This window comes from Arthrobacter sp. AB6 (genome assembly GCF_031844545.1).
Lineage (GTDB): Bacteria > Actinomycetota > Actinomycetes > Actinomycetales > Micrococcaceae > Arthrobacter.
In genome coordinates, this window is record NZ_JAUZVL010000005.1 from 164,240 (window position 1) to 179,698 (window position 15,459).

The following is a 15,459-nucleotide window of genomic DNA, read 5'->3' on the forward strand; positions in this document are numbered from 1 at the left end:
GGTCAAGCCGGGCGGCGGAGTTCCGGCGCCGAGGGATATTCGCCGTCCTGTAAAGTTTCAGGTTCTTCCGGCACGGCCATCAGGGGGACCGCAAAGGTCACCACCGGACGGCCGTCCGGATCGTCGGCGGACCTGATGGTCAGGCTCCTGGTTCCGGCGGGCACCGTTGGGGTGAACACCTGGAGGTTTCGCGACCCCAGGGTGGCGGAATCCCGGAACGAGTACTTCGTGCCGAAGTGGTCCTGGAGGATGATGCGTGGCTCCGGAGCGCCGTCGGAGGCCAGTTGGATGTTGACCACCAATCCCGCGGACCAGATTTCGACGGACAGGACGGTGAACTCCGTGGAGCGGGTGACATGCTGCCCATAGGTGGGGGGCAGAAGCATCCCGCGGAGGGAACCGGAGGGAATGAGTTCGCGCATGGTCTTTCCTGTATGTTTTGCGTCCGCCGTCGGCGAAGCAGCGCCGGTATCAAGGGCCGGTGCCGGGCTGGCGGTGTAACGCTACGCTGCTCAGGCATTTTCGGGGCCGGATTCTCCAGCCGGAAAAGTGTGACTGCTGGCCGTCGCTGCGCTGTTCCTGGTAGATGACGTTGAGCCCCGGGAGCGGAAGGTCGCAAACGCTTCCTCCCGGCTGGTGTGGCGGAGCCTCTGTTCACCGTCGAGGTCAATCCGAAGTACTCCCCGGGTGGCCACCGTCACCGGCGCCTTCTCCGTTGCCGGAACGCCTTCGCGCTCTTCGGCCCACTGCCGGATCACTTCGCGGTGCAGGGTGGCCGGGCTGCGGCCCCCGCGCTCCGTTCGTCCTGCGTTGAGGTGGCCTCCTGCGAATACTGAAGGGATTTAGGTCTCCGGGCCCCGGCCTTTCTAAGCGTACTTACCATTCAGCATCCCGATCAGCCTGCGTGTCAAGGGCTTGGCGGCGGCGTCATGCATCTTCGGACGCAAGCCGTCCCGGACGGGCGGACATCCTCCGGGCGGGAGCGGCTGAGCCCTGGCTATTGCCTCGGGCGCAGCACGGCGAAGTACCCCGGGACCCGGCTTTTCCCGCCGACGCCCGTCATTGGATGTGTTTCGATGTCCACTTCCCCGTCTTCGAGGAGCTCCCACTTCTCCGGCGGAAGTACCCGCGAGCGCTCTTCGGGACCGAAATGGCCGGGCATCGGCAGCCCGCGGATGGCACGCTCGAGAGGGGCCGGGATGCCCCGGAGGGTTGCACCGAGGTGGGAAACGTACTCAACAGGAGTGCCCTGGAAGTTCGTTTCGGCGAGGAACACGGTGCCCCGGCTTCCGGTCAGGAGCCGCAGGTTTTCCACCAGCGCCGCCTGATCTGCCTGATCCAGCACGTGGAGCACTCCCCGGATGAAGACGTTTGCGTCCGTGCTGCCGGCCAATCCCGTGCCCGCGCCGGGCTCAGTCATGTCCCGGGCCGCATAGCGTACGGTGCCGGCAGGCGTGGATCCCTGGGCGCCGGCGTGGGCTATGGCCTGCCCCGAAACGTCCACGCCGATGACCTCGGGGAAGACTCCGGCCAACGCGCGGGTGAACCTGCCGTGGCCGCAGCCCACGTCCACCACGGGCAGGTCCGGGTGCAGGTGGCGGAGCAGCACGTCCTTGTAGCCGAGGAATTCATTGTCAGTCCCGGAATCCCAGAGAACTTCGCCTCCGGCTCCGGCGCCCCTGATGCCGGCCCAGTACGTGTCCCATGCCAGCGGCCGGTCCTTGGGGGCCGAGCGGGACAGCCAGATGAGCTTAGGGACCATCAAATACTTCTGCAGGGTGGACCGCAGTGACTTTGCCGGGAAGGACTTCGAGGGGGAGGGCACGGATCAAATATAGGGGGCCGGACAACCCGCAGCGCGATCTGCCGCCCGAGTGGGGGCTGCATGACCCCTTGCCGGCTATTTTTCGTGGCCCGCGATGGTGGTAAAAGTGCTCCTTTTCTTTCCCATGGAGCCGCCCGCCCGGCGTGACCATACAATGTACTCAACTGGGAGGGAAGGGGACACTGTGGCGGCTGACACGCCGAGTGACTTGCGCGCGCCGCGCACCGCCGTCGTGGCAGACCCCGACGACGCGCGCCTCGCTTCATATGCCAAGGCGTTGCGGGATGCCGGCTACTCGGTCCTGTGCGCAGGGGATGCTGACGAACTTGCCGCTTCCCTGGAGGAGAGCCGCCCTTCCGTCGTCGTGGTTGATACGTCGCTGTCCGCCATCAAGGCAGACGCGCCAGTCCTTGTGGTGGTGGACCTCGACGATCCGGCAGAGCTCGCGGCCATGAAGCCGTCCGGCATCCACGACTGCATCGCCAAGCCACCCGCCCCCCGGGAACTGGCCTACCGCGCCACTGCCCTGATCGACATGGTGGCCCGCCGCAATGCCGCCCGCCAGGAAACCGAGGCGCTGCGCGAACAGCTTCGGCAGGTCTCTGCCGCTGTCCGGGCCACGAACGACCCGGAGGAGATCGCGCACCACGTGGTGGCCGGGTTTGGCCGGACATTCAGGGCCGACCACGTCTGGCTGACTACTTTCGAGGACAGCCGGGTTCCCCGCATCAACGCCGCCTGGAGCAGGCCCGGGCTGGCGCCGCTCCGCGAGCAGGCCCTGCCGGACGAGGAGGACGCCCGCCGGGCAGCGGACCTGCTGTGGGCCGGCGCCGAGACCTCGTCTTCACCCGGGACGGAGGAACCGGCGGCCGGCGAGGCCGTTTCGCCGGGCATCGGCGACGCCGTCTCCTCCTTGGCAGTGCCCATGGGCGAGGGAAGCTCTTCGCTGGGCATTATTTGGATTGCGATGATCGACCAGCCGCGGACCTGGTCCGGGACCGAGCTAGGGCTCATCCAACACGTGGCGGGCAACGCGGCGCACGGATTGATCCAGAGCCACCTGATCAGCAGCCAGCAGCAGGTGGTGAAGCAACTGCAGCAGCTGGACAAGGCCAAAACAGACTTCCTTGCCACCGTCAACCATGAGCTGCGGACGCCACTGACCTCCATCATGGCGTACCTGGACATGATCCAGGAGAGCACCGAGCAGCCTGTCTCGCCCGAAGTCCACCAGATGCTGGACATCGTGGTCCGGAACACGGAGCGGCTGAGGACCCTGATTGAGGACATGCTGAGCGTCTCCCGCAACGGCCTTGATGACAGCCTGATGCACCTCACCCCAGTGCGGCTGGGACAGACCCTGGATCTCGTGGCAGCGGCGCTTCGGCCACTGGCTACGCTGCAAAACGTCACCATCGCCGTGGAGCAGGTTCCGGAGGACCCGGAGATCCTTGCCGACGAAGTGCAGCTGCAGCAGGTGTTCACCAACCTGGTCTCCAACGCCATCAAGTTCACCCCCAGCGGAGGGCGCATCCAGGTGGGGAGCGAGTCGCATGCCGCAGCTGACGGTACCCGGTGGGCCACCGTCAGTGTTGCGGACACCGGCATCGGCATTTCGAGCGACGAGATAGACCACGTCTTCACCCGCTTCTACCGGGCATCAAATGCCATGTCCGGGGCCATCCCCGGGACGGGACTGGGGCTGGCCATCACCAAGGACATCGTGTCCCGCCACGGCGGCAGGATCGACGTTTCCTCGATCCTGGGCGCAGGCACCACGGTCACGGTCAGCCTCCCCCTTGACGCTGAACGCAGCCAGGAAAACTGAGCGGGATGCAGGACTTTGATGTTTGCGGATAACGATCCGCGGCTCTCCCGGCTCCTGGAAGGCATCGTGCGGCTGGCGTCCGGAGACCTTACCTCCCGGATCGAGATTTCGCCGGCGCGTGATGAGCTCGATGCCATCATTATGGGCACCAACCTGCTGGCGGAGGACCTGCAGATCATCTACGAGGAGCTTGAGCAGCGGGTGCAGGTGCGGACCCAGCTCCTGCATGAGGCACATCTCGAGATGCAGAAGATGGCCATGCAGGACCCGCTCACGGGCCTGGCAAACCGCTCCGCCCTGATCGACGCTTTGAACGCAGCCCTTGAGGCCGACACCGAATCGGGCGAAAGCCCTGTCCTCCTCATGATGGACCTGAACGCCTTCAAGACCATCAACGACAGCCTGGGCCATTCCGCCGGTGACCACGTCCTGATCACCGTGGGGGAACGAATCCGCGGCGCCGTGCGCGAATCCGACGTCGTTGCCCGCCTCGGCGGCGACGAGTTCGCCATCGTCCTGCCCTCGGCCACCCCCGACCAGGCCGGCTTCGTGGGCCACCGCATCCTGGCAGCCGTAGGTGAGCCCATCGAGCTGCCGGGACGGAGCGTCCGTTGCGGTGCCAGCATCGGGCTCAGCGCCGGTGAGGCGGGCAAGACGCCGGAGGACATGCTGATGGAGGCCGACGTCGCCATGTACGCGTCCAAGGCGGAAGGCCAGAACAAGCTGCACCGCTTTGAGCCGGGACTACTGCTGGTCCGCAGGCTCCGCAGCCAGCTTGTGGAGGATTTGCGTGCCGCGATCAGCAGCGACGGCCTGACGCTCAACTACCAACCGGTGGTGGAGCTGGGTACAGGCCGGGTCGAGGGCGTGGAGGCGCTGGTCCGCTGGAACCACCCGACCCGCGGCTTGATCATGCCGGATGAGTTCATTCCGCTGGCGGAAGAAGCCGGGCTGATCTCAGAGCTGGGGCTGTGGGTGCTCCGGGCGGCTGTGCGCCAGCTCCGCGACTGGGTCAAGGCCTCCGTCGTGGACAGCCGGTTCTCCGTCCGCATCAATATCTCCGCTACAGACCTGCAGAGCCTGCAGTTCATCGAGGATGTCAGGAGTGTCCTGAAGGAAACCGGTGTTCAGCCCGACCAAGTGGTGCTGGAGCTGACGGAAGTTGCAATCGTCAAAGGCAACGATCTTGACCGGTACTCGCTGGGCGGGCTCCGGGGCTTGGGCGTGGGGATCGAGATCGACGATTTCGGCACCGGCTACTCGTCCATCAGCTACCTCCGCCGGCTTCCCGTGGACCGGGTCAAGGTGGACCGGTCGCTGATCGCCGGGCTGGGAACCGATCCCACCCAGCCTGCCCTGATTGCGGCGGTCCTGCAGCTGGTCCGGGCATGCGGGCTGGAAGCGGTGTGGGAAGGCGTGGAAACAGCAGAGCAGGCTGAGCTCCTTCGCGGCCTGGGTTGCCTCAGTGCCCAGGGTTATTTCTTCAGCAGGCCGGTCCCGCCGGAACAAATTCCCGAATTACTGGCGAAACAGCCGGAGCGCGCAAAGCGGCAAGGCTGAAACTACTGCGCATTTGTTTCCTGCGATATACGATCATGATGCGGTGTGTGGGTTTTCGTCGCCGCGAAAATCAGTGTTGGACAGGGCACCGGACTTTAAAGGCGTTTACAAATTGAACAACAAAGGGCCATTGGGTCATTACTTCGTCAACTGGGGGCGTAGCTAATGTCGGTTCGAATACAGGCATGGGGAATTATCGCTGCTGTGCTGGCGGACACGGATCCGGCCGGAGCGGCGGTCCGGCAGCGCCTTAGCACCCGCTTGGATGAAAATCCCGGCGTGCCCGAGCGCGCGCTCCTCGAATACCTCCTTGAAACCCGGCGTAGTGACGCCAATACGCCGGGAACGCTGGAGACTGCCGGGCAGATGCGCCTCGCCCCCGCCGTCCCGCCGAAAGTGGCGGAGCAAATCGACGCGATCCGCAGTATGTCACGCATCAGCGCCCTGCTTGAGAGCCAGATGCTCATGACAGCCTTCCAGCCCATCTACGGACTGGAAGAGAAGATCGTGGTGGGAGTCGAGGCGTTGTCCAGGTTCGTCAGCGACGACGGCGCAGCCGCAGAACTGTGGTTCGCCGAGGCAGCCGCTGTGGGTCTGGGAGCGAACCTCGAGTTCTCGGCACTGGGATCTGCGGCGGCCGCAGCGAAGATGCTTCCCGAGCACCTGTTTGTGTCCCTCAACATCTCCCCCGATTCCTGCCTTGACCCCAGGCTGCCGGAGCTGTTCGAGCACATCGAGCTTCCCGTCAGCCGCGTGGTGCTCGAATTGACGGAAACCGTCAAGGATGAGGAATACCCGCAGTTCATCGCCGCCATTAACCCCCTGCGCGACCAAGGCCTGCGGATCGCAGTGGATGACACCCATTCCGGGGCTGGAGCGCTGAGCCGCATGGTGCACCTTCGCCCCGACTTCCTGAAGGTGGGCCGGAACGTCATCGGCGACGTTGACAAGGACGGCCTCCAGCGCGCCCTGGCCGCATGCCTGGTGGATTTTGCGGAGCAGATCGGAACGTCCCTCGTGGCTGAAGGCATCGAGACCGTGGGGGAGCTCAAGGTCCTCACCGAACTGGGAATCACTGCCGGGCAGGGCTATCTCCTCGGCAGGCCTTCCGTCCGGCCCAAGGACTGGGCCAGCTGGAACAGCCGGCTGGACCTGGACGGGATCAGCCGCCACCTGGGGGAACCCGGGCACGCCGCCGGCACGCCGCACACAAACGAACCGCACTGACGCAGGCTTGTAGTCCGGCAGGCGCCGCCCGGCCGCTCAGGCCGGGGCAGCCCGGCGGATCCTCATCCAGCGGCGCTATTCGCTGTGGCCCTGGTCGCGGCTCATCTGGCCCTCAGCCGGCGGCGTCTCGCCGGGAGGCACTCCCCCGCCCGGCTCCAGGCCGGTGACGTTGCCTTCGGCAGGGTCCGGATTCGGCGACCCGGCCGAGTCCCCGTTCCCCTGCCGACCGGCCCCGGGCTGGGTGCTGCCGGCTCCCGCCTGGCCAGCCTCCTCATGGCCCGGCTGGTCCTTGCCCGGCTGGTCAGGGTTCGCGGGATCATTTTCCGGATGGTAGCTGCTCATGGTGCATGCGTCCTTCCTGCCCGGCCGGGGTTCCTTGCCCCGGCTCTGGACTAATTGTAAGCATGCTGATAATTCTGGAAGGGTAATGCTCCGGGCATCCGCTGGGTTGCCCGGCACGCAAGGTCGGAAGGAGCAGCACATGGGTATCGGCGACAGCATCGGCAAGGCGGCAGAAAACGCCATGGAAGATCTGGCAGGGACATCAAAGTCCACGGAGAAAGCACATGATCCTGATCCCACGGATCCCAACGATGACGTGGAATTGCACTCCTCCTTGAGCGAGGGCTCCAACGCGATGGAAGCGGAGAAGGAAAAGGCTCCGGGACTCAAGACCGGCGCAGCCCCCGGGCCCGTATCGGAGAATCCCTTCGGCGGGGACGCGGAAACGGATGAAGCGAACGACGACGGAGGGCTGGCGGGCGATGCGACCGCACCAGTGGGCGGATCCCCCGCCTCCCAACGCGGCGTCCCAGGCTCCGGGGGGCTCCCCGAGTCCAATCCTGACGAGTTGCGGGCGGATCCTTCCGAAGGCGACCAGGACCCGTCCACCAGCACGGGCCGGGGGTAGGCGCCGGGGGTTGGTAACCTCAGCCGCCCGGCCACTTCCCGCGTTCCATCAGGACCTCGCGGAGCAGGTCCGCGCGGTCGGTCACCAGCCCGTCCACGCCCATGTCAAGGAGCCGGCGCATCTCACCGGGATCGTTGACCGTCCAGACATGGACCACCAGGCCCAGGGCGTGGGCGCGGCGGACAAAGCCCGGCGTCACCACTTCCACCCTGCCGTAACGCACCGGAACCTGCAGGGCATGGACCCCGCGCAGGTTCCGGCGCATGCCCCACCTAAAGACCGGTCCGGGAAGCAGCGGGCCAAGCACGGTGAACAAGCCCACTGAAACCACTCCGGCGGATGCTGCCACCGGCTGGCTCAGCAGCTTCAGCACCGCCCGCCGCCGCCGGTCCGAGAAGCTGGTCAGCAGCACCCGGTGATGCACTTGGTGTTCTTCAATTCCGGCGGCGACGCTGCGCACGGAATTCCAGTCCTTGACGTCCACGTTCAGCTTTACGTCAGGCAACTCAACGAGCAGTTCGTCGAACCGCGGGATGGGCTCGCGTCCGCCGATCCGCACCTCGGCCATCCTGTGGGCGGGAAGCTCGGACACCTTCCCGCTGCCGTCCGTCACCCGGTCCAGCGTCTCATCGTGGAAGAGGAACACCACGCCGTCAGCTGTGGTGTGGACATCGGTCTCGAGGTACCGGTAGCCGAGGTCGACGGCGGCGCGGAACGCGGCCATCGAGTTCTCCAGACCTTCGCGTGAGAATCCACGGTGCGCCATCGCGATGGGCAGCGGCGACCCGTCGGCGTCAGCGTGTACGAAGAAGGGGAGGGCCACAATGCGAGCGTACCCCGGACGACGCCGGCCCGGCGGCGCGCGTCGGGGCCGATCAGGGGCGCACGCGGCAGGGTCAGCCCTCCTGAAGGACTATGTCCACGCCGTCGCTGCAGTGCAGCAGCGTCCGGCCGCGCCCGCCGTCGAAATCGATCCATACCGCTGCATGGTCGGCGGTGACTGCATCCACCACGCCGCTGGCTTCAAAACCCGGGGCCAGGAGGACGCGGACGGGGTCGCCCTGCCGCAGCTTCTTCCAATGCGGAGCAGGCGCGGCCTCGCGGAGCGGCGCCTCAGTATTTCCAAGCTTCGCTTTTCTTCCCATTGCTTCCCCCTGTGCCAGATCGGAGAGGTTGGGCTCTCCGCCACCTACGTTAAGGAGCAAAGATGAACGCGAGGTGAGCGCCAGCTGTGTAAACGGCGCGGCGGGCGTCGCCGGCGGGAATCAGGACAGGTGGACACCCAGCGAGGCGAGCCGTGCTTCCAGGACCTGGGCCACGCCGTCGTCGTCAAAATGCGGGGCCTGCTGCCCTGCCGCGCGGATTGCTTCAGGGTGGCCGCTGGCCATGGCGTAGCCCTGGCCTGCCCAGCGGAGCATCTCGATGTCATTGGGCATGTCTCCGAATGCCACCACGTCCGCGGCGCCGATTCCCAGGCTGGCCGCGTATTCGGCCAGGGTGACAGCCTTGTTGACCCCGGGAACCGCGAGCTCGAGCATGGACACGCCCGGCGATGAGTGCGTGGCGGACGCGAGGTGTTCGACGGCGGGAGCCACCTCCGCGAGGAAGTCATCTGCGGTGCCCTCGCGGACAATGGCCAGGAACTTCACCACGGCGTCGTCCGCTGCCAGCGTTTGGGCAAGCGGCGCCGGGGTGAATTCGGAGAGCAGCTCGCTGGAGCCGTTTTCGATGAAGCCGGGCTCCAGATGGAACCCGGTCAGCGTTTCGGCGGCGAACAGGGCGGCGGGGCGCAGCCGCTTGATGACGCGGCGCACCTCCAGCACGGCATCGATGGTCAAGGTGCGGGCAGAGACCAGCTTGTCCGCCTCAAGGTCCCAGACCACGGCGCCGTTGGAGCAGATGACGGTTCCCGTGTGGCCGAGCCGGTCCTGCAGCGGGTGCAGCCAGCGCGGCGGACGGCCGGTGACAAAAACGAGTTCGACGCCGGCGTCCCGGCAAGCGTGGAAGGCGCGGACGGTACGGTCGCTGATTTTTCCGTCGTGGCCGAGGATCGTTCCGTCAATGTCGCTTGCTACCAACCGCATCCTGCCAGTCTACGTGGCGGCCTTGGGGGTTGGCGCCGTCGTAGGCGGGCCTGCCGGAAACTGACGACAGCCAGGCCCAGGCCCAGGAGGCCCGGGCCTGCCCGCTTTTTGGTTACTTGAAACTGCAAGCTTTATTGTCTGCCCTGCCGCTGGCCGGGGATGTGCCCGGAGGCTTCGCGGGGCCTGCCGCCCAGGCGTGCAGTGACCTTGGCGGCCGCGGCCGCACACGATTCCCCCAAGGCCTGGAGCCGCTCCGCGGAGACCCTGAACCGCGGCGCGGGAATGAGGACGGCAGCCACCACCTCACCGCGGTGGTCGTATACGGGGGCCGCCAGTCCCACTTCATCGATGGAGGTTTCCCCGTAGTTGACGGCCCAGCCTCGACGGAGGTCGTCCTTCAGCCGGACCAGGTAGGCATCCAGGCTGGATTCGTCCAGGCCGGGGTAACTGATCGTCCCGCTGCTGAGCAGGGAGCGGACCCTTTCCTCCGGTTCCTGGGCGAGGAAGACCTGAACCGAGGAACTGAGGGCGTCGCTGTACCGGGCTCCCAGCGGGGTGGTGTGCTTGATCTGGTGGTGGCTGGCGATCTGCTCCACGCAAATGGATTCGTCACCGCTCCACACCATGAGCGCGCTGGTTTCGCCGGTTTGCTCGGACAGCTCCCGGAGAACCGGGTAGGCGACGCGGCGCTCCTCAAGTTCGGCGAGGAGCGGCCCGGCGACGGCAATCAAGCCCAGGCCCAGCCGGAAGCGGCGCGTCTCCGGGTCCCGCTCCACCAGGTGCTCCTGTTCAAAGGTGGCCAGGATCCTGGAGACGGTGCTTTTGTGAAGCCCCACGCGGTTGGCAATTTCGGTGACGCCGAGCAGCGGCTCGTCCGCCGAGAAGGTCCGAAGGACGGCGATGGCGTTGACGATGACGGACGCGCCCTTGCTGTCGCCGTTGCCTGTGGTCTCGGGTTCTGTTGCACTCATGGTGGTACCCATCATTCCCTAAGGGAGGCCGGAAGCGGCGCCACTCGGATGGCGCCGCTTCCGGGGTTTCGTTCCTGGAAGGCTAGGCACCCACGATGTTGTACTCGGGGCCGAACGGGAACTTGGTGATGTTCTCCGCGCCATCCTCACCTACCACCAGGATGTCGTGTTCGCGGTAGCCGCCGGCGCCCGGCTGGCCGTCCAGGACGGTGATCATCGGTTCCATGGAGACCACCATGCCCGGCTCCAGGACGGTGTCGATGTCCTCGCGGAGTTCCAGCCCGGCTTCCCGGCCGTAGTAGTGGCTGAGGACGCCGAAGGAGTGTCCGTAGCCGAAAGTGCGGTTGGCCAGGAGTCCGTACCCGACGTAGATCTCGTTGAGTTCGGCGGCGATGTCCTTGCAGACCGCGCCGGGTTTGATCAGTTCGAGGCCGCGCTTGTGGACTTCCACGTTGATGTTCCACAGTTCCAGGGACCGGGCGTCCGGCTCGCCGTAGAACAGTGTGCGCTCCAGGGCGGTGTAGTAGCCGGAAGTCATGGGGAAGCAGTTCAGGGACAGGATGTCGTGTTCCTGGATCTTGCGGGTGGTGGCCCAGTTGTGGGCGCCGTCGGTGTTGATGCCGGACTGGAACCAGACCCAGGTATCGCGGATTTCGGAGTCGGGGAAGGTCCGGGCGATCTCGTGGACCATGGCCTCGGTGCCGATCAGCGCGACCTCGTACTCGGTGATCCCCGCGGTGATGGCGTTGCGGATGGCTTCGCCGCCCAGGTCACCGATCCGGGCACCGTGCTTGATGACTTCGATTTCCTCGGCGGACTTGATCATGCGCTGGCGCATGGCGGCCTGGGCTACGTCCACCAGGGCTGCGGACGGGAAGGCTGCCTGGATCTTGTTGCGGTTGTCCAGCGGGAGCGAATCATCCTCGACGCCGAGGCGGCGGGGGTTGATGCCGCGGCTCCGCAGGACTTCCTGGATGGCGAAGATGTAGTTGTCCCGGCGCCAGTCCGTGTAGACGATGTTGTCGCCGTAGCTGCGGCGCCAAGGCATGCCGGCGTCGATATTGGCGGTAACGGTGACGGTGTCATCCTTGGTGACCACCATGCCGTAGGAACGGCCGAAGGTGGTGAACAGGAAGTCCGAGTAGTACTTGATGGAGTGGTAGCTGGTGAGGACGACGGCGTCCAGTTCCTTCTCTGCCATGAGACTCCGGAGCCCTGCGAGCCGGCGTTCGAACTCGGCATCGGAGAACGTGAGGCTGACCTTCTCGCCGTTCTTGAGGATCTTGGTGCGCTCGAGTTCGGCGACGGTGGTGGCGTTTTCGGTGGTGATGGTCATCGTGGCGATGCCTTTCTCTGGTGCATTTACTGATGTGCAGGTGGTTCGGTAGGGACGGAAGCTATTCGTGGCGCAGGGGCTCTTTGCAGGTTTCCCTGGAGAGTGCCACGGCGACGAGGGAAACGACGGCGGCAGCGACGAGGTACCAGGCCGGCGCCAGGTCGTTTGCGGTTGCGGCGATGAGGAGCGTCGCCATGAACGGGGCGGTGCCGCCGAACAGCGCGTTGGAGAGGTTGAAGCTGACGGCAAAGCCGCTGTAGCGGACCCGGGTGGGGAACATTTCAGCCAGGAAGCTGGGGAGCGTTCCGTCATTGAGGGTGAGCATGGCGCCCAGCAGGATCTGGACCAGGACGATCACCAGGAAGTTGCCGGTCCCGAGCAGTGCGAACGCGGGAACGGTCAGGACGATGAAGGCGACTGATGCGGTGATCAGCACCTTCTTGCGCCCGTACCGGTCCGAGAGCATGCCGGTGAGGAAGATGAAGCCGATGTACGTGACCAGCGCGATGGTTGTGGCAAGGAATGATTCGGTTTCGCCAAGGCCCAGTTCCGAGGACAGGTAGGTGGGCATGTAGCTGAGGATCACGTAGAAGCCGACGGCGTTGAGCAGTACGGCCCCGACGGCCTGGAGCAGTTGCCGCCAGTGGTTGCGGAAGAGGCTGGAAACGGGCGCCTTGGCGGCGTGGTCGTGGGCCTCCAGATCGCGGAACACCGGGGTGTCCTCGAGCTTTGTCCGGATGTACCGGCCGATCAGGCCCATCGGGGCGGCCAGGAGGAACGGCAGCCGCCAGCCCCAGCTCTGCATCGCGTCGGCAGCGAGCAGCGTGGTCAGCAGGCCGGCGATCAGTGAACCGAGGAGCAGGCCGGCTGCGGTGCTGGCGGGAACGACCGCGGCGTACAGGCCCCGCTTGTTGGCGGGGGCGTACTCCACCAGGAAGGCCGATGCTCCCGCGTACTCGCCCGAGGCAGAGAAGCCCTGGATCACCCTGATGACCAGGAGCAGGATGGGCGCCCAGATGCCGATGGTGCCGTATCCCGGAATCAGCGCGATGCAGAAAGTTGCGCCGGACATTATCAGGATCGACAGCGAGAGGGCTGTCCGCCGGCCAACCTTGTCGCCGATGTGGCCCCAGACGAACCCGCCGAGCGGGCGCACCAGGAATGAAATGGCAAACAGGGCGAAGGTCAGCAGAAGCCCGGTCTGGGGGTCGGATTCCGGGAAGAAGACTGTTGCGATGGTGACGGCCAAGTAACCGTAAACGGCGTAGTCGAACCATTCAACGAAGTTGCCGATGAAGCTGGCCGCAATGACGCGGCGGCGTGTTTCCTTGCTGACGGCATTGTCAGCAGGCCTGGGGTTGAGGGAAGGGTTTCCATTCGACTCCGGGCCAGCATCCCGCTCACGGGCGGGGGAAGAAGTTTCGTTACTCATGTATCCACCAAAGTGTTTGTGGTTGCATTCAGCGCAACGCTGTTGCACCAGAATAGGCGTGACGGCCACCACAGTCAAGGGTTTTCAGCACGTGCGATATCTCTGTTCTTCTGGCTGAGGCGTGACAATACGAAAAGCTTGGGTCCTGAGGGTCCATCACGGTGCGTTGCTCGCAATGCAATAGAGTTGCAGTACGTGCCTGCGCTGCCCCTGCGGGCGTGGGCAGCGCGGCGCAGCCAAGTGCTCTGTTGACACTTTTCAGGCCCAATGACATATTTCGAATAGGCGCTATACGCATCATGTTGTGTAATACGCAATTGATTTAGGGATGCCAGAAGGATTAGGCGGGCAGCAAACCATCCTTTTGGGGGTCGCACCCACCCCTTTGGGTAGCCGCCCGGAGGAGCCGCAGCTCCTAGAATTGATAGTCGGGCCGGGACCTTCGTCCGGCCCAGCGAAAGGAACACGGGAAACATGGTTCACAAAGTCAAGGCCGTCATAGCCAAGGAAAAGAACGCTCCGGTGTCAGTGGAGACCATCCTGGTTCCGGATCCGGGCCCGGGTGAGGCGCTCGTCGATATCCTGACCTGCGGCGTCTGCCACACGGACCTGCACTACAAGCAGGGCGGCATCAACGATGACTTCCCCTTCCTCCTGGGCCATGAGGCCACGGGTGTTGTGTCCGCCGTGGGTGACGGTGTCACATCCATCGCCCCCGGTGACCGGGTGATCCTGAACTGGCGCGCCGTGTGCGGTGAATGCCGTGCCTGTGCCAAGGGCCAGCCGCAGTATTGCTTCAACACCGCCAACGCCACCCAAAAAATGACGCTCGAGGACGGCACCGAGCTCTCCCCTGCCCTGGGCATCGGCGCCTTCGCCGAGAAGACCCTCGTTGCCGCTGGACAATGCACCAAAGTGGACCCCGAGGTTGATGCTGCCGCCGTTGGGCTGCTGGGGTGCGGCGTGATGGCAGGCATCGGCGCCGCCATCAACACCGGCGAGGTAAAGCGGGGCGAGTCCGTAGCGGTGATCGGCTGCGGCGGCGTGGGCATCGCCGCGATCGCCGGCGCCAAGCTGGCCGGCGCTACCACGATCATCGCTGTGGACATTGACGCGAACAAGGTGGACATGGCCAAGTCGCTGGGCGCCACGCACGGCATTGATTCCAGCAAGGAGGATCCCATCGAGGCCATCCGCGCCCTCACGGGAGGCAACGGAGCCGATGTGGTGATTGACGCCGTCGGCCGTCCCGAAACCTACAAGCAGGCGTTCTACGCCCGCGACCTCGCCGGCCGCGTGGTGCTGGTGGGCGTCCCGACGCCGGCCATGCAGCTGGAACTGCCGCTGCTGGACGTCTTTGGCCGGGGCGGATCGCTGAAGTCCTCGTGGTACGGCGACTGCCTGCCCTCCCGCGACTTCCCGATGCTCGTCTCCCACTACAAGCAGGGCAACCTGGACCTGGATGCCTTCGTCTCCGAGCGCATCAGCATCGACCAGGTAGAGGAAGCCTTCGAGAAAATGCACGAAGGCAAAGTGCTCCGCTCCGTCGTCGAACTGCCGGTGGCGGGTTCCTGATGGGCGTCCGGATCGAAAACCTGGTCACCTCGGGCACGTTTTCGCTCGACGGCGGCACCTGGGACGTGGACAACAACGTCTGGATCGTGGGCAACGACGAAGAATGCGTGATCATCGATTCCCCGCACGATGCGTCCGCGATCATCAACCAGGTCCGGGGCCGCAAGGTCCTTGCCATCCTGCAGACCCATGCCCACAACGACCACATCGGCGCCGCCCGCGAGGTCGCTGACGCCGTCGGCGCCCCGATCTACCTCAACCCCCAGGACCTTGTCCTTTGGGAACAGGTCTACCCGGACACGAAGCCGGACCGGGAACTGAACGACGGCGACCTCTTCGAGGTGGGCGGGGCGGCCCTGCGGGCGATCCACACCCCCGGGCACTCCCCCGGCTCCACCTGCTTCTACCTGGAGAGCGAAGGGACCGTCTTCACCGGCGACACGCTGTTCAACGGCGGCCCCGGCGCCACCGGGCGCTCCTACAGCGACTACCCCACCATCCTGGCCTCCATCCGCGAACGGCTGCTCACCCTCCCGCCGGAGACAGTGGTCCGCACCGGCCACGGCGACAACACCACCATTGCCGCAGAGCAGGACACCCTGGGCGGGATCGCGCAGTAGCCGTCGAAATCGGCTAAGGTGCCAACTGGCGCGCCTGGAATGCCGGCGCGCCTTCATGACGCCCAGGCAACACAGAACAAACACCAAGAAT

General features: G+C 65.4%; 15 protein-coding genes. 6 read left to right on the forward strand and 9 right to left on the reverse strand.

What is annotated here, in order from left to right:
* Positions 1-2: 2 nt before the first annotated feature.
* Both Q9R30_RS06045 and Q9R30_RS06050 read right to left on the reverse strand, forming a co-directional pair.
* Positions 3-422 carry a hypothetical protein gene (locus Q9R30_RS06045; protein ID WP_104996407.1) on the reverse strand — a complete coding sequence of 140 codons (420 nt, stop codon included), beginning with the start codon at positions 420-422 and terminating at the stop codon, positions 3-5.
* A 575-nt stretch (positions 423-997) separates the two neighbouring features.
* Positions 998-1,762 (reverse strand): class I SAM-dependent methyltransferase, encoded by a 765-nt coding sequence (locus Q9R30_RS06050; protein WP_311217098.1) that lies wholly within the window; start codon positions 1,760-1,762, stop codon positions 998-1,000.
* 217 nt (positions 1,763-1,979) lie between these two features.
* Between Q9R30_RS06050 and Q9R30_RS06055 the strand changes: the two genes are divergently transcribed.
* The 3 genes from Q9R30_RS06055 (at position 1,980) to Q9R30_RS06065 (ending at position 6,440) form a co-directional block, all read left to right on the forward strand.
* Positions 1,980-3,653, forward strand: a complete 1,674-nt coding sequence (locus Q9R30_RS06055) for an ATP-binding protein (RefSeq protein WP_311217054.1) — start codon at positions 1,980-1,982, stop codon at positions 3,651-3,653.
* An 18-nt stretch (positions 3,654-3,671) separates the two neighbouring features.
* Complete coding sequence (locus Q9R30_RS06060) at positions 3,672-5,213, forward strand: bifunctional diguanylate cyclase/phosphodiesterase (protein ID WP_104996404.1); 1,542 nt, start codon at positions 3,672-3,674, stop codon at positions 5,211-5,213.
* A gap of 165 nt (positions 5,214-5,378) precedes the next feature.
* Positions 5,379-6,440, forward strand: coding sequence for an EAL domain-containing protein (locus Q9R30_RS06065; protein WP_311217055.1), 1,062 nt, complete (start codon positions 5,379-5,381; stop codon positions 6,438-6,440).
* Positions 6,441-6,515: 75 nt separating this feature from the next.
* Here the strand turns inward: Q9R30_RS06065 and Q9R30_RS06070 are convergent, their stop codons facing one another.
* Positions 6,516-6,782: a DUF6480 family protein gene (locus tag Q9R30_RS06070; RefSeq protein WP_104996403.1), complete on the reverse strand. Its 267-nt coding sequence runs from the start codon at positions 6,780-6,782 to the stop codon at positions 6,516-6,518.
* A 139-nt stretch (positions 6,783-6,921) separates the two neighbouring features.
* Here Q9R30_RS06070 and Q9R30_RS06075 point away from each other — a divergent pair, with 139 nt between their 5' ends.
* Positions 6,922-7,350 carry a hypothetical protein gene (locus Q9R30_RS06075; RefSeq protein ID WP_311217056.1) on the forward strand — a complete coding sequence of 143 codons (429 nt, stop codon included), beginning with the start codon at positions 6,922-6,924 and terminating at the stop codon, positions 7,348-7,350.
* Positions 7,351-7,369: 19 nt separating this feature from the next.
* Here Q9R30_RS06075 and Q9R30_RS06080 read toward each other — a convergent pair whose 3' ends face one another.
* The 6 genes from Q9R30_RS06080 to Q9R30_RS06105 all read right to left on the reverse strand — a co-directional run bounded on the left by Q9R30_RS06080 (position 7,370) and on the right by Q9R30_RS06105 (position 13,173).
* Entirely contained in the window at positions 7,370-8,173 is an 804-nt protein-coding gene (locus Q9R30_RS06080; RefSeq protein ID WP_234005480.1) for a glycerophosphodiester phosphodiesterase, read from the reverse strand.
* Positions 8,174-8,246: 73 nt separating this feature from the next.
* A complete protein-coding gene (locus tag Q9R30_RS06085) occupies positions 8,247-8,495 on the reverse strand; it encodes a hypothetical protein (RefSeq protein ID WP_104999561.1) in 249 nt (82 codons plus the stop codon).
* Positions 8,496-8,615: 120 nt separating this feature from the next.
* Positions 8,616-9,434 (reverse strand): HAD family hydrolase, encoded by an 819-nt coding sequence (locus Q9R30_RS06090; protein ID WP_104996400.1) that lies wholly within the window; start codon positions 9,432-9,434, stop codon positions 8,616-8,618.
* Between the two features lie 131 nt (positions 9,435-9,565).
* On the reverse strand, positions 9,566-10,405 hold the full coding sequence (locus Q9R30_RS06095) for an IclR family transcriptional regulator (protein ID WP_104999560.1): 840 nt from the start codon (positions 10,403-10,405) through the stop codon (positions 9,566-9,568).
* Positions 10,406-10,487: 82 nt separating this feature from the next.
* Positions 10,488-11,741, reverse strand: a complete 1,254-nt coding sequence (locus tag Q9R30_RS06100) for an aminopeptidase P family protein (protein WP_311217057.1) — start codon at positions 11,739-11,741, stop codon at positions 10,488-10,490.
* Between the two features lie 61 nt (positions 11,742-11,802).
* Entirely contained in the window at positions 11,803-13,173 is a 1,371-nt protein-coding gene (locus Q9R30_RS06105) for an MFS transporter (protein ID WP_311217058.1), read from the reverse strand.
* Positions 13,174-13,647: 474 nt separating this feature from the next.
* On the opposite strand from Q9R30_RS06105, the gene Q9R30_RS06110 reads away from it, so the two are divergent.
* Positions 13,648-14,748, forward strand: coding sequence for an S-(hydroxymethyl)mycothiol dehydrogenase (locus Q9R30_RS06110; RefSeq protein ID WP_104996397.1), 1,101 nt, complete (start codon positions 13,648-13,650; stop codon positions 14,746-14,748).
* Positions 14,748-15,368 (forward strand): MBL fold metallo-hydrolase, encoded by a 621-nt coding sequence (locus Q9R30_RS06115; RefSeq protein ID WP_104996396.1) that lies wholly within the window; start codon positions 14,748-14,750, stop codon positions 15,366-15,368. The genes Q9R30_RS06110 and Q9R30_RS06115 overlap by 1 nt, the downstream gene beginning before the upstream one ends.
* The last annotated feature ends 91 nt before the right edge of the window (positions 15,369-15,459 follow it).